Below are 14,712 nucleotides of genomic sequence, written 5' to 3'. Positions count from 1 at the left end.
ATCGATCAGACATCCGAATCATCAACGAAAGAGACAACTCATGACGACACCCGAAGCCCCGCCGCGGATGACCGCGGTCGTTTGCCACGGCCCCGAGGACTACCGCGTCGAACAGGTCGCGAAGCCGCGCCCCGGCACGAACGAACTCGTGATCCGCATCGCCGCGTGCGGCATCTGCGCAAGCGACTGTAAGTGCTATACGGGCGCGAAGATGTTCTGGGGCGGCCCGAACCCGTGGGTCAAGGCGCCCGTGATTCCCGGCCACGAATTTTTCGGCCATGTCGAAGCGCTCGGCGACGGCGCGGCCGAGCACTTCGGCGTGACGGTGGGCGATCGCGTGATCGCCGAGCAGATCGTGCCGTGCGGCAAGTGCCGTTATTGCCGGTCGGGCCAGTACTGGATGTGCGAAGTGCACAACATCTTCGGCTTCCAGCGCGAGGTGGCCGACGGCGGAATGGCCGAATACATGCGCATTCCGCCCACCGCGATCGTCCACAGGATCCCGCTCGGCGTGTCGCTCGAAGACGCCGCGATCATCGAGCCGCTGTCGTGCGCGATCCATACGGTGAACCGCGGCGACCTGCAGCTCGACGATGTGGTCGTGATCGCCGGAGCGGGCCCGCTCGGGCTGATGATGACGCAGGTCGCGCACCTGAAGACGCCGAAGAAACTCGTCGTGATCGACCTGATCGACGAGCGGCTCGAACTCGCGCGCGAGTACGGCGCCGACGTGACGATCAACCCGACGCGCGACGATGCACGCGAGATCGTCCGGTCGCTCACCGACGGCTACGGCTGCGACGTCTACATCGAGACGACCGGCGCGCCGGTCGGCGTGAGCCAGGGGCTCGACCTGATCCGCAAGCTCGGCCGCTTCGTCGAATTCAGCGTGTTCGGCGAGGATGCGACCGTCGACTGGTCGATCATCGGCGACCGCAAGGAGCTCGACGTGCGCGGCGCGCACCTGGGGCCATACTGCTACCCGGTCGCGATCGACCTGCTCGCGCGCGGGCTCGTCACGTCGAAAGGCATCGTTACGCACGATTTCGCGCTCGAGGAGTGGGACGACGCGATCCGCGTCGCGAAATCGCCCGAATCGATCAAGGTGCTGCTGAAGCCGGCCCGCTGACGGCCGGCGTGCGCCTCACCGGAGACATCATGGAATACGTCATAGGCGTGGACATCGGCACGCAGAGCACCAAGGCGCTGCTCGTCGACCGGCACGGCACGATCGTCGCGCGGCGCTCGGCCGGCTACCAGCCCGATACGCCGCGCCCGCTGTGGGCCGAGCAATGGCCGCAGGTGTGGTTCGACGCCGTGCTCGAATGCATCGCCGGCTGCGTGAGCGATGCGCGCGCGCAGGGTGTGCCGGCCGACGCGATCCGCGCGGTGTGCGTAGGCAGCCTGTACGGCGGCTCGGGCATTCCGGTCGACAGCGACATGCGGCCGGTCCATCCGTGCCTGATCTGGATGGACCGGCGTGCGACCGCGGAAGTCGACTGGATCAATGCGAACGTGAACGTCGAGCGGCTGCGCGTGATCACGGGCAACGGCGTCGACAGCTATTACGGCTTCACGAAGATGCTGTGGCTGCGCGACCAGCGGCCGGACGTGTGGGCGAACGTGCGCTACTTCCTGCCGCCGAACGCCTACGTGATCTACCTGCTGACCGGCGAGGTCGCGGTCGATCACAGCTCGGCCGGCAACATCGGCGGCGTGTACGACGTCGCGCGCCGCGAATGGTCCGACGATGCGCTCGACATGCTCGGCATCCCGGCGACGATGATGCCCGAGCGGCTCGTCGAATCGACGGACGTCGTCGGCGGCCTGCTGTCGCAATGGACGGAGCAACTCGGGCTGCCGGCCGGCACGCCCGTTGTCGCGGGCGGCGTCGATGCGGCCGTCGCGACCTTCGCGGCCGGCGCGACGCGCGCGGGGCAGCATGTCGCGATGATCGGCACCAGCATGTGCTGGGGTTACGTGAGCCGGCACGTCGATGCGCGGCACGGGCTCGTCAGCATGCCGCACGTGTTCAACGGGCAGCGCGACCTGTACGTGTTCGGCGGCGCGATCACGGCGGGCGCGTCGGTCGCATGGTTTCGCGACCAGTTCTGTCACGCGGAGATCGATGCGGCACGCCTGCTGCCGCACGGCGATCCGCACGTGTTGCTCGAGGAGGCGGCCGAAAGCGTGCCGCCGGGTGCCGATGGCGTGCTGTTCCTGCCGTACCTGATGGGCGAACGCAGCCCGGTGTGGGACGCGAAGGCGAGCGGCGCATTCGTCGGGCTGAGTCTCGCGCACACGCGCGCGCACCTGTATCGCGCGGTGCTCGAAGGTGTCGCGTTCGCGTTGCGGCACAACATCGAGGCCGGCCGACTGGGCGCGGCCGCGCTCGACGACCGGCTGATCGTCGTGGGCGGGGCCGCGCATTCGGCGCTGTGGATGCAGATCATCGCGGACGTGACAGGCTTCCCGGTGTGGACGATCGAGCAGGACGTCGAAGCCGCGATGGGGGCGGCCCTGCTCGCGGGAGTCGGGGTGGGGCTCGTGTCGCACGAGGATGCGCAAGGCGGATGGGTCACGCTCGTCGAGCGCGCGCGGCCCGATGCCGAACGCGCGGCAGCCTATACGGCGCGCTTTGCGCTCTATACGGCGCTGTATCCGGCGCTCGAACCGATCATGCACGGGTTGCACACGCCATCATGAAAAGTCGATTCGATTTCGGCGGTTCGCGGGTGCTCGTCACGGGCGCGTCGAGCGGGATCGGGCGCGCGTGCGCGGTCGCGCTGGCGCGGGCGGGCGCGCGGGTCGTTGCGGCGGGGCGCGACCTGGCCGCGCTCGACGCGCTGGCCGGCGAGGTTGCGTGCGAGACGTTGCGCGTCGACGTTGGCGGTGACGAGCATGCGATCGATGCGGCGCTTGCCGCGCACGACGCGTTCGACGGCCTCGTGAATTGCGCGGGGATCGCGTCGCTCGAATCGGCGCTCGACGTGAGCGCCGCGCATTTCGATCGCGTGATGGCGGTCAACGCGCGCGGCGCGGCGCTCGTCGCACGGGCCGTCGCGCGGAAGATGATCGTGCGCGACGGACGTGGCGCAGCGCAGGCGCGGGGCAGCATCGTCAACGTATCGAGCCAGGCCGCGCTCGTCGGCCTGCCCGCGCATCTGGGCTATTGCGCGTCGAAGGCGGCGATGGACGCGATCACGCGCGTGCTGTGCATCGAACTCGGGCCGCACGGCATTCGTGTGAACAGTGTGAACCCGACAGTCACCCTCACGCCGATGGCGCAGTTCGCGTGGAGCGATCCGGAAAAGCGTGCGCCGATGCTGGCCGCGATTCCGCTCGGCCGATTCGCGGAGCCGGACGAGGTCGTCGAGCCGATCCTGTTCCTGCTGAGCGATGCGGCATCGATGGTCAGCGGCGTATCGCTGCCGATCGACGGCGGGTATACCGCGCGTTAGGCAGCGTCATGCGCGGGCGCCGCATGACCGGAACCCGTGGCGAATGCCCGGCGAATGCGCGGCGCGGCCGCCCGGCGGCTAGACCGGATCCTTGCTCGGCGGTCCGTCCGGTTGTTGCGGGTTGTCGTGATGGCCGGGCGGCGACGACAGCGGGTCGTCTTCCGGGTCGCGGTTCGGGTCGGCCGGTGGCTCGGGCGTCGGGGTCGTGTGATCGGTCATGGAGAACTCGCGCAGTGCGTGACGGCGGTGGCGCGGCGGGGGCGCCTCGTCTCCGTTATAGGCAATCGGCCGTGCATTTGCAGCGGGATTGTCGCGGTGGGGCGCCTTTCGTCAGGGCAATCCGCGTGGGCGCGGTTTTCGTGCCGACGCCTGCTGCGCCGGAGCGGGCCACGCGCCGCTCCGCGTGCGGGGCGGAATCGGCGTCAGCGCAAATCCGCGGGCGTATCGACGTCGCGCACGATGCCCGGATCGTCGACGTCGAGCAGCCTGACCGGTGCACTGGCGAACAGCGCGCGGGCGCCGGTGTCGCCGTCGAGGGCGGCGAGCGCATCGAAGTGGTGCGCGGCGAAACCGACCGGATGGCCGCGCGCGCCGCGATGCGCGGGTGCGACGATCGACGCGTCGTCGGCGTCGAGTGCGCGTGTGACGCTTTCGTAGGTGGACGCCGCGATCCACGGCATGTCGCCGAGCGCGACGAGCCAGCCGTTCGCGTCGGGCGTCGCGCGTACGCCGGCCGCGAGGCTTGCGCCCATGCCGCGCACGGCGTCGGGCGCGTAGACGACATGGCAGCCGGCTTCGTTCAGCAGCATCGCGAGTTTTTCGGCACCGGGACGCACGACGGCGATCACGTCGGCCGTGGCCGACGCGAGACGGCGGGCGGCCGCGACCGCAACCGGCGTGCCGTCGGGAAGCAGCGCGAGCAGCTTGCTGTGCAGGCCGCTCGGGTCGAAGCGTTGACCGAGGCCGCCGGCGAGGAGGACGCCGGTGGCGAGTGACGCATAGGACATCGGCGCGGGGGAGAGTGATGCAGGTGCTGCGATTGTGCGGGAGCGAGCAGGGATCGACAAGTGAGGATGTTACCGGGGCGGGTTCGTTTCGTCGGAAAGAACGTCAGCGCTCGGCTTCGTCGAGCATGCTTTCCTCGACGGGACCGTAAATTGCGTGCGACTGGTTGTGCATGACGGCCCAATAGCGGTCGCCGAATGACCAATGCCACCATTCCGACGGGTAATTGGTAAAGCCGGCGCCCGTCAGCGCGGCGATCAGCACCTGGCGGTGGCGGGCGGCGGCCCGGCTGATGAACGGGTTGTGCGTATAACACGCGCCGGACGATTCCTGATCGGTTGCGTCGAGCACGCAGCCCATGTCGAGCTCGACGCCATCCGTCGAGATCAGTGTCAGGTCGACGGCCGCGCCCGTCGGATGGGCGGCGACTTCCGGCGGCGCGACGTAGTGGCTCGTCAGCGCGACCAATGTGTCTTCGTCCGGCAGCGGGTTCAGCGTCCGGCGCAGGTGCGCGAGATGCCGGGTGAAGTAGTGGCGTTGCAGCGCCAGCGGACGATAGCCTTCCTTGATGTACAGGCGCAGGCCGTCGGGCAGCGCATGCGCGGCGGCGATCAGCCGTTGCGCCACACCGTGACGCACTTTCAGGAAATGCCGGCTCGAGTGTGCGGCGTCGTCGCGGCCGGGATCGACGGCGATGCGGTCATGAAAACCGGCGAGATCGACAAACCCTTCGTGCGACTCCAGCAGGGCGATCGACCGGACAACGGGATCGGAGAGCGATATCACGATAGCGGACGGAATGGCGCGATGACGGTTGCGGGCCATGAGCCGGCGCCGAGGATGGCCGGCCGAGGTCGTTTTTGTCAGACGATTCGCCAATATGCCGGAGTCCGGCGGAGGATGCGCGGCGGTTCGGCCTGCGGGCAGGCGACGTTCACCAGAGCGTCTTGACGTGCGCGTAAGCGCGGATTTTTTCGTCGCGCGTGACGAGCGGCGCGCCGAGCCGTCGAGCGGTCGCGACGATCATGCGATCGGCCGGATCCTTGTGGAACGCGCCGGGGAGGTTGGTGGATTTCGCGGCGATGTCGGCGTCGACGGGCACGAAGCGCATCCCGTCGATTTGCGCGACGGTGGCGAGCCATGCTTCGACATCCATCGTCAGTGCGAGGCGGTCGTTGCGCACCAGCATCGCAATCTCCCACGCGGAGATCGCGGACGCGGCGAGCGCGCCTTCGCTGCGGGCGCGATCGATCGCGCTTCTCGCCTTCTTGCTGAGCGACGGGTCGCCCGCCACCCACCATACCAATGCATGTGTATCCAGCACGATCACCGCGACGCCTCCCAATCATCTTCCGCAATCGGATCGAGAGGATTGTCATAGCGCATGACCGAGCCGCGCAATATGTCCAACGGCTGAGCTTCGCGTGCGTGATACGGCCGGATCTCGAGCGTCGGCTTGCCGTGATCGGTGACGATCAGGCTTTCGCCCGACGCCTCGACGAGCCGGAAGTATTCGAGTGCGCGGGCCTTGAATTCGGATTTCGATACGGGAGCGTGCGGCATCATGATATGAGCATGGTCATTTGACGATGGTCATTTTAGTCATGGAGTCTGACGCAGCGCAAGCGCCGGGGGGCAGCATTACCCGTTCGCGTTACGCATCCGCCCACTTCCTCAACAGGTTGTGATAAATCCCGGTCAACGCAATGACCATCGGGTCCTTCGCCCCTTTCTCGGCGGACAGCGCCTGAATCTGCGTATCGAGCTGGAACAGCAGCGTGCGGTCGCCGTCGTCGCGCACCATGCTCTGAATCCAGAAGAATGACGCGACGCGCTCGCCACGCGTCACAGGCGTCACGTGATGCAGGCTCGACGCCGGATACAGCACGAGGTCGCCCGCCGGCAGCTTCGCACGATGCACGCCGTAGCACCTAATTTCACCAAAAACCTACGCCAAAACCTACGCCAATTATAGACAGCTAGGGCCAGATTCGCGCGACTATACTTGATAAGTAGATAGTTAACTTTTCCTGAGTTGAGGTGTAGTGATGGCAACTGCATACATGCGCCGTGATCGTCTTCCGATCACGGCGGCGGACTGGAAGAACCTCCGGTCGAATCGCGAATACACGATCGTCCGCGAGTTCGAGAACGAGCGGATCAGTGTCACCGCGGAATGGTGTGGGGCAGTCAAAAACGGCATGAACATTCCGAAGCAGCACTGGAAGCCGTTCATGCTATCCGTGACGAACATCGTCACGACAGATGGTGAAGGGAGGCAACTTGATAAACCGATCCGCATGCCCGATCCGACTGCGTCGCGCGAATTCCGCAGCGAACAAGAACTGATCGACGCATACGAGGACATTCTGGTGCGCTACGCCGGCTGCGAATGGCTGCCTTCGTCGGACGGCCAGGGCGGCCGGCAGTTCGTCGAGCGTGGGAATCTTCTGGTTCCACCACCTCCCGATGCTGTCGACGTGCGGGGGATGGATGAAGAGGCAGCAGACGTCGCTGGCAGTTGGTAATGCTGGTTAAACGCCAGGTTCGGCAATTGACCGAAGAGGCGGAGGCAGAGCGTCACGAGTTCGAGAGAGACTATGGCAATCAGGGTTGCACTTGCTTTCTCTCGCCACCGTGCTCGTTCTGCACGCATCCCGGCAACCCGATGAACCAGAATGAGGATGAGGAGTGCTGGGAGGCAGCGGAATACGAAGAGTATGTCGATCCGCGGGAGGGGAGTTGGTGACCGATTTAATTTGATATAGGCCCTGATAATTCTGCGAGGTTTTTTCTGAGATAAAAGCGCAGCGAATGTCACATTTGGTCAAGTTGACTTTCGTCACTCGACAAACCGCCATACCTCGGGTAATAGTTGCACGAAAGAATCCGAGAGGGCCATCAATTGAAACGGAATTTTCTTCGAGTCGGGGATCATTCGTCGGCCGGCGGTGTAGTCGTGGACGGCATCCCGACAACGTCTTGCTACGGACGTGAGCTAACTTACGTCGGCGCGAAAGTAACTTGTCCAGCTTGCAAGCAGCTTGGTGTCATCGTTGCGGAAGGGCCGCGGTGGCCTGGCGAAATAATGGGCCGCCAAGCAGCTCTTGAAGGCGACAGAGTAGCTTGTGGATGCAATCCGCATCCGACAATGATCGCCTCGCAAGACACCATGTATGAGAGCTTTGAGTCGAACCAACTTCTCGGCATGGGCTTCGCTGCTGACGGCGGGCGCATGGTGCTTGATTCTGGCACGCCGCAGCCTTCGCAGGGCTTCTGTCTTTCCTGCATGCTTGCTGCCGCTAAGAATGCAGCGTCAATGGTTGTTCGCGGGTGAGACGCCGTGAGCATTGAGGTCATTTTCACTTCATGGAAGGAACGCGCGAGCCTTCCGCTCCGCCTATTTGCGCTTGTCGATGGGTTGCTGTTTTCCGAGTTGAGCGGTTCGGCGCCCACGCGCTCATCCGATTTTGCGATGGCACTGCTTGACGGCACTCCGGACGCGTCGCTCGCTGACGCCGGCCCCTGGCTGTTCGACTTCGAGCGATCCGATCGAGGCACGCGGGATGCACTTGAGCAGTTGGCGCAAAGCGAGTATGGGGTCAGCTGGATCATCAGCGCTTACCATCCGGTGCAGCTTGCCTCCGAACTCCGTGAGCGGTTGGATGGCACGCTGCCCGATGGCCGTTCGGTAATGCTGCGTTACTACGATGCTCGCGTGATGCGACATTTCGTGCCTGCGCTCAGTTCGACAGAGCGGACGATGTTCTTTTCCCCAACGTTCGATTGGCTGCTCGAGATCGACGGACAGCTATTCAGGGCGCATCCTCATGCCGCTTAATCTCACACCAGCACATCTGTCTGCGCTCGCGGAGGGCGAGGCCCGCAACTTCGTCGACGGCGTGCGACGCGACTTGTTAAAAGCCGATCCTGCATTGGGGCAGGACATCGACCTTCACAATCGACTGTGGGAAGGGTATCGGGCCGCCCGCGCGCTCGGCATTCAGGACAGCGAGCACCTTGTCCAATTCCTCAAAATCGAGGCTTACTCGCCTGGCTTCTATGCGAAGCCCGCGACGCGTGCATGGCTGACCAAACCCGGCCGCAGTGCCGACGAGCGCTTCCACGTCTACGTCCAAGAAGTTACTTGGCGATCCAAACATCCAGACAGTCTGAAAGGAGTTCCGCATGGCAGTTCCATTAATCCCGGTGCTGGCGGCGGCAGCGACAGAGGTGGGTCCGGTATTGTCAGCTATTGGCGGCGCCTTGTTGGGCGGAGCGACAGTAGCGGGCGTGGCTAGTATCTCGGGTAGCACGGCGCAGAAGAAGGAAGATGCACAAGCCGAGTCCAGAACAATCTCCGACTCGACCAAGCCATGCAAGAAGTGCCCGCCTGAAAATTCCGGGAGAAAGGTCCGAAACAATCACGGGGTGAATTGGCCCGCGTATCGGTATCAGGCCCGAGTGACCGGCTTCGCCTACGACACCGAAGGTTGTCAGTGGAGCGAGGAGTGGGAATGGCTAGGAATTGACTTCGACGGCTTCAGGGCGGAAGAGTGTCTGCTGCAGGAAGCAAAGGGAAACTACGATCAGTTTCTGGACGGGTCGATCCCCGGCTCAGATGAATTTTTCAAGGGTTTCCCCAAGATGATGAAGACCGTTGTGAGGCGCGCTGGCCCAGTGAAGGCGAACCCACCAACGAGACTGCGGTATTATTTTCAGGGGCGCTTGACGTATCAGAAAATGGCCAGCCTACTGAAGAAGCTTAATATTGAATCGGAATATCTCCCATAAGCATCCGTCATGAAAATCGAGTGCACTATCAAGAGCGGCGGAATCCCACCGGCGGACTTCGTCCAGACCTTGAACAAGATCGGCGCGGTCATTGACGTTATTGCGGAGGGCGAGCCTGCGCTGTCCCGGCAAAATTGGCGTATGCAGGGAGATTCGCTCGAAGAAGCGCAAAGCAATGAAGTCTACCAAGCGGACGGCGTCCCGAGTTCGTCCGCCATCGAAGAGCTACAGAACGAACTCGGTGGTGACACGGTGGCGTCGTTCGGGATATGGGGCGGCCAAGTTAGGGCGGAATTCGGCGCGTCGGTTGAAGTTCTCGCCTGTGGCGGAGAATTCCCCGACACCGTCACGATCAGCGCTCGAGGCGCGTTCGTTGATGAGAGTAAAGACCGTGTCGCAGCTATCGTGGCGCGGGCAGCGCTTGAGTTCGCGCCAGCGGTAATCTCGGCAGCGCCGAAAGGCTACGAAGAGAAGCAGGCGTTTGACGACCGCCCCGGCGTCGGCTGGATGCTGTATCTGCCCGTCGAAGTCACCGTCCAACAAGTCCCGGAGGCGCAGGAGCTCATCCCTGTTCTCGCGGCCGATGGAAAGAAGCGGCTCGGAACCATCATCGTCAGCATCAAGGACGAGCCATTCTCGGTCGACAACGAGGAGCACTTGGTTGTCGCGCACAACATTGAAGTGCGGCTTATTTCGATGGATCTGCTGCCTCTGCTTGGTGAGATTGGCTGACATCCTGCGCTTTTTCTGCGTTTGCCGACGCCGCTTCGGCGTGGAGCTCGTCGGCTGGCAGCAATGAGAAGAACGACCTGGCCTGCTCAGGGTCACGGCACATGAGCCACTCGTCGAACTGGCTTTCGCGAATGATGACAACCGAGCGCTTCTCTTCAGGGGCGCCAGTCTTCTTGTCGAAGTTGCGATGGAACAGCCGTAGCAAAGGGTGGTCGTCACAGTTCACGGTCAACATCGTCATGCCGTAAGTGACGCCGCCATCTTTGGCGGGCCATGCTTTCCATAGGCCGGCGATGCACGCCGGCTCGCCCGACGCCAAGCTGATATTCCACCACTCGAAGCTGGAATCGTCGGCGGTGTAGCGCGGCTCCGTGAAGTAGTCCGCTGGGATCAAACACAGGCGCCCGGCTTTCCACGATTGCGAAAAGTTGGGCTTCGATCCGACAGTTTCCGTGCGTGCGTTGAAGGTTGCCAGCGACTTGCGTCCTTCAGGCAGGTAGTCGCGCGGTGTGATCCCGAAGTTCGCGAGCTCCATCCGGCGCCGGCCTTCATGGTCGAACACGATCGGTCCTTTCATGTGCGGCCGCAGGTTAGTCGTTGGCGTGTCGATGGGGAATAGGTCGTTCTCATGCGACAGAATTCCGAAGCGGTCGCGGATCCAGCGATACTTTGTAGGCTTGTAGTTCGCACACACTCTTCACTTCCTCCACGCGCCAAAGCGGTCTTCTTCGGCCAGCCTTCAAGACGGATTGGGTCATACGTCAGTGTCGGGATAGGGTTCAGGCTCCGGAAGAAAGGAGATCTGCTCCAACGGCATGACCAGGGTGCGCAGCCAATCGTCCAACGCGGTGCACACGTCTTCGTAGGCGCTGTCGAAGCCCGAGCCGGTCGGCTCTCCCGGGGCATCAGGGAACAGGTAGCGTCCTCTCTCGACCATATCATCGTCGACGAATCCGTATGTGCCGAGGCGGAGGGCGGTCTTCTCGAACACTTCGTCATAGCTGTTCACTTCACACGAAATCAGGTTGTCCGACATGTTGTCGACAATCTGGAATTTCGAGTATGCGATGCACCAGTCGATGAACGCCCGTTGCACCACCGTCCTCGGTTTCGGCATGTTGCCTCCTGTCCGATGGGGTCGTCCGAGGCGCTGAGAAACGGCCAAACGGCGACGGCTGTCCAACCATCATAGTGCATGATATGCTGTATATCCATACAGTATTTGATCTGCGGTTATGCCTAATTGGGGATACATCTGGGAGTTCATTGGCGACGATGGAAAGCCCGTGCATACCAGCCAGCTGCTGACCGAGAAGGAGGTTGTCGACTGGCACGGTTACGGGCGCAAGGGCTTTCGTAGGCTGGAAAAGACGCGGCGCGACCGGGACGCGATTGACAGGGCGAATGCGGCTCGCCAAAACAAGAAGCTGCCCGTCATGGACGCGGTGACCCATCGCCAGCTCCGCGAATTGTGGCGCCGGTATCGTGGCAACACCGACATCGAGCGCCTGATTGTGGAGCTCATTCGGACACGGCGCTCGATACGTGAAATGGAGCATCTTCGCGAAATCGTGCAGTCCTGCTGGAACGAGGTATCCAACGGATCTCACTTGGTTGCCCTTCACAAGCTCCGATGCCTGTTGCAGGACGAGGCACGACGCGGTGAAGAGTAGGTCGCGCCATTCATTAAGTGCTATCGCGCGTGTGCGCATTCTCAATCAGCAAAACACAGCCTACCGCGCAGGATTCGCGCCAATACCCGCTCTCTAGACTTGTCTCTGTCGTAGCGAACAGCGCGACGAAGACCGGGCAGAGAAAGCATCCTGCGCTGCGCATTACGCGCCTCTACCCGATCAGCACAATTGAACCATGACGCGAGCGCGTCACCAATTTACTGACTCAGGAGAGCACCATGCAAGCCACCCGCACCCGCCGTTCGAGCAAGAAGGCCACCCAGCAATCGATCCAACTCGACATGCTGGGCTCGGTCGACGCTGCGATGGATCCGCAACTCGCCGAACTGCTGACGGCACTCGACGTGAACAACATCGCCAGCCCGAGCGCAGCGCTCGTCGAAGAAGCTGCCGAGCCGGTGGTCGAGCAAATCGAGGAGGTGCCGGCGCTGGTCGCCGACGCGGGCGAAGTCATCGAACTCCCGGAGACGGCCGCCACGCAGACCCAGGCGGACACCGAGTTGGGCGCGCTGCTCGCGGCGATCGAGACGCCGACAGCGGTTCAGAGCGCCGCAGTCCCGCTCGCGGAGATCGTTGCTCAAGTCGAGACGCAGGAGCACTACGCGATGGTCGCGCCCGATGCGCCGGCGCTGCCCGCGATGACGGACGAAGAGGCTGCGAAGGAGCGCCTGATCGCTGAAGAAGCGTTGGCAGATGACCTGAAGGCGCAGGTTGCCGAGAACACCGCCGATCCCGAAGCGGCTGCAGCGAAGCGGGAGCGCACCCCGCGCGTCCACTACGCGAACAAGCTCGATAGGATCAAGGCCCGGCACGGCGACAACCTCGGGAACTATCTCGTGCTGGAAGTGGCCGATGCCGAGCTTGAGGGCGACGCTCTCAAGGCGAAGCAGGACGAGACGCTGGCGATCATCGACGGCATGGGCCTGAAGGTGAAGAACCGCGCGTCGCTCCTGATCGATTGGGTGTCGGGCAAGGCGGCGAAGCCGAACGAAATCCTGAAGCGAGCGCTCGACGTGCTGGTGGCCGACGGCAAGATCACCACCGGTGAGAACGGTAACCTCCACAAGAACCTGATCGCCAAGCCGTATTCGGTCAGCGCGGCGCGTTCGATGGGCCGGAACACGGTCACGCTCATGGAGAAGCTGAAGATGCTCGTGCCGTCGGGCGAGAAGGGCACGTTCGTGCCGAATCAGGAATCGCTGCTTTTGATGGCGGCGCTCGCGAAGCACGGCGGCTCGGGCGCCGCGCCGGAAGCTGCAGCTGCAGAGCCGGCCGCCGAATCGACTTCGGCGGAGTAAGTAAGCGACAGGTGGGATGTGACCCACCTGTTCCTCACAGACCAGAAGCCATGGCTGGCTGCGCCGCGGGCATGCCACCAGCCCGAATTCATCCCATACCTGTCTACCTTCCCGACGAGTTAGCCCGTCTCCAGCGCTAATCCACGCGTGTCTCTGCGATCCAAGTGCGCAACTTCTTGCGCGATGCCCGCAAAAACTTGCGGAAAGTCCATCGCACTTTACTACAATGGATACATCAGCGATGACTTATTGACGCCGCATGCGCGTTACGACAATTCATTCATCGCAACACAACACCAATTCGAAATGACCACGACCGATTACACGGGCCATGCCCAGGCTATTGCCGAAGCACTCGGTGGGATCGCGACGCTCCAGAACCCGGAGTATGCGAACAACCACTTTTACATCGCCATGCCGGAGCGTGATACCGACGCCCAGATTCTGCTTCGCTTTTCGCCGTATCGTGCAAAGAACCGGCTTGTCGTAACTCCGTCGTTCAATCTGCTTGGCGAAAGCCGTCGCGGCAGCACTGCCGGCGTCAACAACCTTCGACCGGTTCAGTTCGAGCAGATCGGCTACGTGTCCGAAATTACGCTCGCAATCACCAAGACGCCGGCGCAGCTGGCGGCCGATATCGAGCGCCGCCTGCTGCCTGGATATCTGAAGGCGCTCGGGCTTGTTCGTGTCGAACTGAAGAGCGAGGCCGACGAAGAGGCTCAGCGCGACGCCGCGATGCAAAAGTTTGCGGGCATCGTCGGTGAGTGCTGGACGCCCGACAGTCGTGATAACAGGCGACTGCATGTGCATCGCACGAACACGCCGGCCGGCTACTCCGCGACCCTCGAGCTCCATACGAGCCAAGAGTGCAGCCTCGAGATTCGCTGGGTCAGCGCTGAACTCGCCGAAAAGATCCTCACGATGCTCGCGGAGCATGGCGAGGCAGAACGAGCATGAGCGAGTTGACCAAAGAAGCGCTTGAGCGCCAACAAGAGATTCTCGCGGACATCGCATTCGAGGCAGGCAATCGCTGGGCTCGGGCCGATTCGAGAGCGTGCGGAAAGGTGATCGACGCATTGAACGGATCCCGCGGCCTGATGGAGGAATTCATCGATTGGGCGAACGAATTCGACATGTTGTGGGAGGCGGGCGAACTGGATCAGGAGGACTACATCGGCGAGCTTTGCCGGTTCGCCGATCGGAAACTTACCGAGCTGTTCCGGGATCACGCATGAAAAAGCTCAATGAACCGATGCGGGTCGTAGCGGGCAACGCCTGGGGCAGAGACGTCGCCGCACTCCATCAGGAATTTGAGGTGGAGGTGAGCGACATCGGCAAGACACGGCCGCACTACCTCGGACACAACCATCGCAGCTACGTGTTCGCGCTTGCGGACGTCGGCCGTGTGATCGTGAACATGACAGACGGCACTGGTTGGTCATGCTGGGCGTTCGAGGCGGGTGCCGAGTGAGCGCGTCGGCTCGCATATCCGACCGCCCACTCGCGGCAGAGGGCTTCAAGAGCTATCGCTGCAAGGGCAGATTCGGCTGGATCATGATCGGCGCCAGCGACGTCGAAGATGCCATGCGAGAAGCGCGCCGCAGCTGCCCGGAGGCGAAGGTCGCCGACCTCGAGGAGTGGAACGGAGAGCGCTACGTGCCCGTTTCGTTCGCACACGTCCTGAAGAGCGCCATCGTGCGGTCGGGACAATAGACATATCGAAACACA

22 protein-coding genes and 2 pseudogenes are annotated in these 14,712 nt (G+C 63.0%); 15 read left to right on the top strand and 9 right to left on the bottom strand.

What is annotated here, in order from left to right; genetic code table 11:
• Positions 1 to 40 precede the first annotated feature (40 nt).
• Genes ACTJLD_RS22290 through ACTJLD_RS22280 form a run of 3 tightly spaced genes read left to right on the top strand, consistent with a single transcriptional unit; the run spans position 41 to position 3,461 of the window.
• Complete coding sequence (locus ACTJLD_RS22290) at positions 41 to 1,129, top strand: alcohol dehydrogenase catalytic domain-containing protein (RefSeq protein ID WP_124546198.1); 1,089 nt, start codon at positions 41 to 43, stop codon at positions 1,127 to 1,129.
• Positions 1,130 to 1,158: 29 nt separating this feature from the next.
• Positions 1,159 to 2,706 carry an FGGY-family carbohydrate kinase gene (locus tag ACTJLD_RS22285; protein WP_059698755.1) on the top strand — a complete coding sequence of 516 codons (1,548 nt, stop codon included), beginning with the start codon at positions 1,159 to 1,161 and terminating at the stop codon, positions 2,704 to 2,706.
• Positions 2,703 to 3,461 (top strand): SDR family oxidoreductase, encoded by a 759-nt coding sequence (locus ACTJLD_RS22280; protein WP_175861261.1) that lies wholly within the window; start codon positions 2,703 to 2,705, stop codon positions 3,459 to 3,461. Before ACTJLD_RS22285 ends, ACTJLD_RS22280 begins: the two co-directional genes overlap by 4 nt.
• A gap of 78 nt (positions 3,462 to 3,539) precedes the next feature.
• Here ACTJLD_RS22280 and ACTJLD_RS22275 read toward each other — a convergent pair whose 3' ends face one another.
• From ACTJLD_RS22275 to ACTJLD_RS22250, 6 genes and pseudogenes are all read right to left on the bottom strand, one after another.
• The gene (locus tag ACTJLD_RS22275) at positions 3,540 to 3,680 is read right to left on the bottom strand and encodes a hypothetical protein (protein ID WP_021158153.1); all 141 of its coding nucleotides are present in this window, start codon (positions 3,678 to 3,680) and stop codon (positions 3,540 to 3,542) included.
• A 203-nt stretch (positions 3,681 to 3,883) separates the two neighbouring features.
• Positions 3,884 to 4,468 carry a nucleotidyltransferase family protein gene (locus ACTJLD_RS22270; protein WP_440659707.1) on the bottom strand — a complete coding sequence of 195 codons (585 nt, stop codon included), beginning with the start codon at positions 4,466 to 4,468 and terminating at the stop codon, positions 3,884 to 3,886.
• Positions 4,469 to 4,571: 103 nt separating this feature from the next.
• Positions 4,572 to 5,291, bottom strand: coding sequence for a M15 family metallopeptidase (locus tag ACTJLD_RS22265; RefSeq protein ID WP_440659706.1), 720 nt, complete (start codon positions 5,289 to 5,291; stop codon positions 4,572 to 4,574).
• Between the two features lie 109 nt (positions 5,292 to 5,400).
• A complete protein-coding gene (locus ACTJLD_RS22260) occupies positions 5,401 to 5,796 on the bottom strand; it encodes a type II toxin-antitoxin system VapC family toxin (RefSeq protein ID WP_060086341.1) in 396 nt (131 codons plus the stop codon).
• Complete coding sequence (locus ACTJLD_RS22255) at positions 5,793 to 6,032, bottom strand: type II toxin-antitoxin system Phd/YefM family antitoxin (RefSeq protein ID WP_011659184.1); 240 nt, start codon at positions 6,030 to 6,032, stop codon at positions 5,793 to 5,795. Before ACTJLD_RS22255 ends, ACTJLD_RS22260 begins: the two co-directional genes overlap by 4 nt.
• Before the next feature lie 88 nt (positions 6,033 to 6,120).
• Positions 6,121 to 6,393 (bottom strand): annotated as a pseudogene (locus ACTJLD_RS22250) (PKHD-type hydroxylase); the annotation flags it as partial.
• Between the two features lie 121 nt (positions 6,394 to 6,514).
• Between ACTJLD_RS22250 and ACTJLD_RS22245 the strand changes: the two are divergent.
• From ACTJLD_RS22245 to ACTJLD_RS22230, 4 genes and pseudogenes are all read left to right on the top strand, one after another.
• Positions 6,515 to 6,994: a hypothetical protein gene (locus ACTJLD_RS22245; RefSeq protein WP_440659705.1), complete on the top strand. Its 480-nt coding sequence runs from the start codon at positions 6,515 to 6,517 to the stop codon at positions 6,992 to 6,994.
• Between the two features lie 347 nt (positions 6,995 to 7,341).
• Positions 7,342 to 7,590 (top strand): annotated as a pseudogene (locus tag ACTJLD_RS22240) (PAAR domain-containing protein); the annotation flags it as partial.
• 27 nt (positions 7,591 to 7,617) lie between these two features.
• A complete protein-coding gene (locus ACTJLD_RS22235; protein ID WP_440659729.1) occupies positions 7,618 to 7,803 on the top strand; it encodes a hypothetical protein in 186 nt (61 codons plus the stop codon).
• A gap of 6 nt (positions 7,804 to 7,809) precedes the next feature.
• Entirely contained in the window at positions 7,810 to 8,307 is a 498-nt protein-coding gene (locus ACTJLD_RS22230) for a DUF4123 domain-containing protein (protein ID WP_059608932.1), read from the top strand.
• A gap of 76 nt (positions 8,308 to 8,383) precedes the next feature.
• Here the strand turns inward: ACTJLD_RS22230 and ACTJLD_RS22225 are convergent, their stop codons facing one another.
• Entirely contained in the window at positions 8,384 to 8,593 is a 210-nt protein-coding gene (locus ACTJLD_RS22225) for a hypothetical protein (protein WP_440659704.1), read from the bottom strand.
• A 61-nt stretch (positions 8,594 to 8,654) separates the two neighbouring features.
• Here ACTJLD_RS22225 and ACTJLD_RS22220 point away from each other — a divergent pair, with 61 nt between their 5' ends.
• Positions 8,655 to 9,260 carry a restriction endonuclease fold toxin 5 domain-containing protein gene (locus tag ACTJLD_RS22220; RefSeq protein WP_440659703.1) on the top strand — a complete coding sequence of 202 codons (606 nt, stop codon included), beginning with the start codon at positions 8,655 to 8,657 and terminating at the stop codon, positions 9,258 to 9,260.
• Positions 9,261 to 9,269: 9 nt separating this feature from the next.
• Entirely contained in the window at positions 9,270 to 9,992 is a 723-nt protein-coding gene (locus ACTJLD_RS22215) for an Imm52 family immunity protein (protein ID WP_440659702.1), read from the top strand.
• On the opposite strand, the gene ACTJLD_RS22210 is transcribed toward ACTJLD_RS22215, so the two are convergent.
• Both ACTJLD_RS22210 and ACTJLD_RS22205 read right to left on the bottom strand, forming a co-directional pair.
• Complete coding sequence (locus ACTJLD_RS22210; RefSeq protein ID WP_440659701.1) at positions 9,949 to 10,686, bottom strand: SOS response-associated peptidase family protein; 738 nt, start codon at positions 10,684 to 10,686, stop codon at positions 9,949 to 9,951. The two genes, ACTJLD_RS22215 and ACTJLD_RS22210, sit on opposite strands and share 44 nt — an antisense overlap.
• Before the next feature lie 60 nt (positions 10,687 to 10,746).
• Positions 10,747 to 11,109 (bottom strand): hypothetical protein, encoded by a 363-nt coding sequence (locus tag ACTJLD_RS22205; protein ID WP_440659700.1) that lies wholly within the window; start codon positions 11,107 to 11,109, stop codon positions 10,747 to 10,749.
• Positions 11,110 to 11,278: 169 nt separating this feature from the next.
• Here ACTJLD_RS22205 and ACTJLD_RS22200 point away from each other — a divergent pair, with 169 nt between their 5' ends.
• From ACTJLD_RS22200 to ACTJLD_RS22175, 6 genes are all read left to right on the top strand, one after another.
• A complete protein-coding gene (locus tag ACTJLD_RS22200; RefSeq protein ID WP_155753732.1) occupies positions 11,279 to 11,665 on the top strand; it encodes a hypothetical protein in 387 nt (128 codons plus the stop codon).
• Between the two features lie 239 nt (positions 11,666 to 11,904).
• On the top strand, positions 11,905 to 12,984 hold the full coding sequence (locus ACTJLD_RS22195) for a hypothetical protein (protein WP_440659699.1): 1,080 nt from the start codon (positions 11,905 to 11,907) through the stop codon (positions 12,982 to 12,984).
• A gap of 306 nt (positions 12,985 to 13,290) precedes the next feature.
• Positions 13,291 to 13,941, top strand: coding sequence for a hypothetical protein (locus ACTJLD_RS22190; RefSeq protein WP_059608938.1), 651 nt, complete (start codon positions 13,291 to 13,293; stop codon positions 13,939 to 13,941).
• On the top strand, positions 13,938 to 14,219 hold the full coding sequence (locus ACTJLD_RS22185) for a hypothetical protein (protein WP_440659698.1): 282 nt from the start codon (positions 13,938 to 13,940) through the stop codon (positions 14,217 to 14,219). Before ACTJLD_RS22190 ends, ACTJLD_RS22185 begins: the two co-directional genes overlap by 4 nt.
• The gene (locus ACTJLD_RS22180) at positions 14,216 to 14,455 is read left to right on the top strand and encodes a hypothetical protein (protein ID WP_440659697.1); all 240 of its coding nucleotides are present in this window, start codon (positions 14,216 to 14,218) and stop codon (positions 14,453 to 14,455) included. Before ACTJLD_RS22185 ends, ACTJLD_RS22180 begins: the two co-directional genes overlap by 4 nt.
• Positions 14,452 to 14,697: a hypothetical protein gene (locus ACTJLD_RS22175; RefSeq protein ID WP_440659696.1), complete on the top strand. Its 246-nt coding sequence runs from the start codon at positions 14,452 to 14,454 to the stop codon at positions 14,695 to 14,697. The genes ACTJLD_RS22180 and ACTJLD_RS22175 overlap by 4 nt, the downstream gene beginning before the upstream one ends.
• The last annotated feature ends 15 nt before the right edge of the window (positions 14,698 to 14,712 follow it).

It is taken from the genome of Burkholderia sp. 22088 (assembly GCF_052045915.1).
In the GTDB taxonomy this organism is placed as follows: domain Bacteria; phylum Pseudomonadota; class Gammaproteobacteria; order Burkholderiales; family Burkholderiaceae; genus Burkholderia; species Burkholderia cepacia.
Note: the sequence above shows the minus strand (reverse complement) of the source record. Positions and strands in the feature narration are given on the sequence as shown.

Coding starts and splice junctions, on each gene's coding strand:
- ACTJLD_RS22220 (WP_440659703.1), top strand. CDS start 8,655: ATGGCAGTTCCATTAATCCCGGTGCTGGCGGCGGCAGCGACAGAGGTG.
- ACTJLD_RS22265 (WP_440659706.1), bottom strand. CDS start 5,291: ATGGCCCGCAACCGTCATCGCGCCATTCCGTCCGCTATCGTGATATCG.
- ACTJLD_RS22195 (WP_440659699.1), top strand. CDS start 11,905: ATGCAAGCCACCCGCACCCGCCGTTCGAGCAAGAAGGCCACCCAGCAA.
- ACTJLD_RS22180 (WP_440659697.1), top strand. CDS start 14,216: ATGAAAAAGCTCAATGAACCGATGCGGGTCGTAGCGGGCAACGCCTGG.
- ACTJLD_RS22215 (WP_440659702.1), top strand. CDS start 9,270: ATGAAAATCGAGTGCACTATCAAGAGCGGCGGAATCCCACCGGCGGAC.
- ACTJLD_RS22290 (WP_124546198.1), top strand. CDS start 41: ATGACGACACCCGAAGCCCCGCCGCGGATGACCGCGGTCGTTTGCCAC.
- ACTJLD_RS22245 (WP_440659705.1), top strand. CDS start 6,515: ATGGCAACTGCATACATGCGCCGTGATCGTCTTCCGATCACGGCGGCG.
- ACTJLD_RS22285 (WP_059698755.1), top strand. CDS start 1,159: ATGGAATACGTCATAGGCGTGGACATCGGCACGCAGAGCACCAAGGCG.
- ACTJLD_RS22235 (WP_440659729.1), top strand. CDS start 7,618: ATGATCGCCTCGCAAGACACCATGTATGAGAGCTTTGAGTCGAACCAA.
- ACTJLD_RS22185 (WP_440659698.1), top strand. CDS start 13,938: ATGAGCGAGTTGACCAAAGAAGCGCTTGAGCGCCAACAAGAGATTCTC.
- ACTJLD_RS22255 (WP_011659184.1), bottom strand. CDS start 6,032: ATGATGCCGCACGCTCCCGTATCGAAATCCGAATTCAAGGCCCGCGCA.
- ACTJLD_RS22270 (WP_440659707.1), bottom strand. CDS start 4,468: ATGTCCTATGCGTCACTCGCCACCGGCGTCCTCCTCGCCGGCGGCCTC.
- ACTJLD_RS22205 (WP_440659700.1), bottom strand. CDS start 11,109: ATGCCGAAACCGAGGACGGTGGTGCAACGGGCGTTCATCGACTGGTGC.
- ACTJLD_RS22190 (WP_059608938.1), top strand. CDS start 13,291: ATGACCACGACCGATTACACGGGCCATGCCCAGGCTATTGCCGAAGCA.
- ACTJLD_RS22280 (WP_175861261.1), top strand. CDS start 2,703: ATGAAAAGTCGATTCGATTTCGGCGGTTCGCGGGTGCTCGTCACGGGC.
- ACTJLD_RS22275 (WP_021158153.1), bottom strand. CDS start 3,680: ATGACCGATCACACGACCCCGACGCCCGAGCCACCGGCCGACCCGAAC.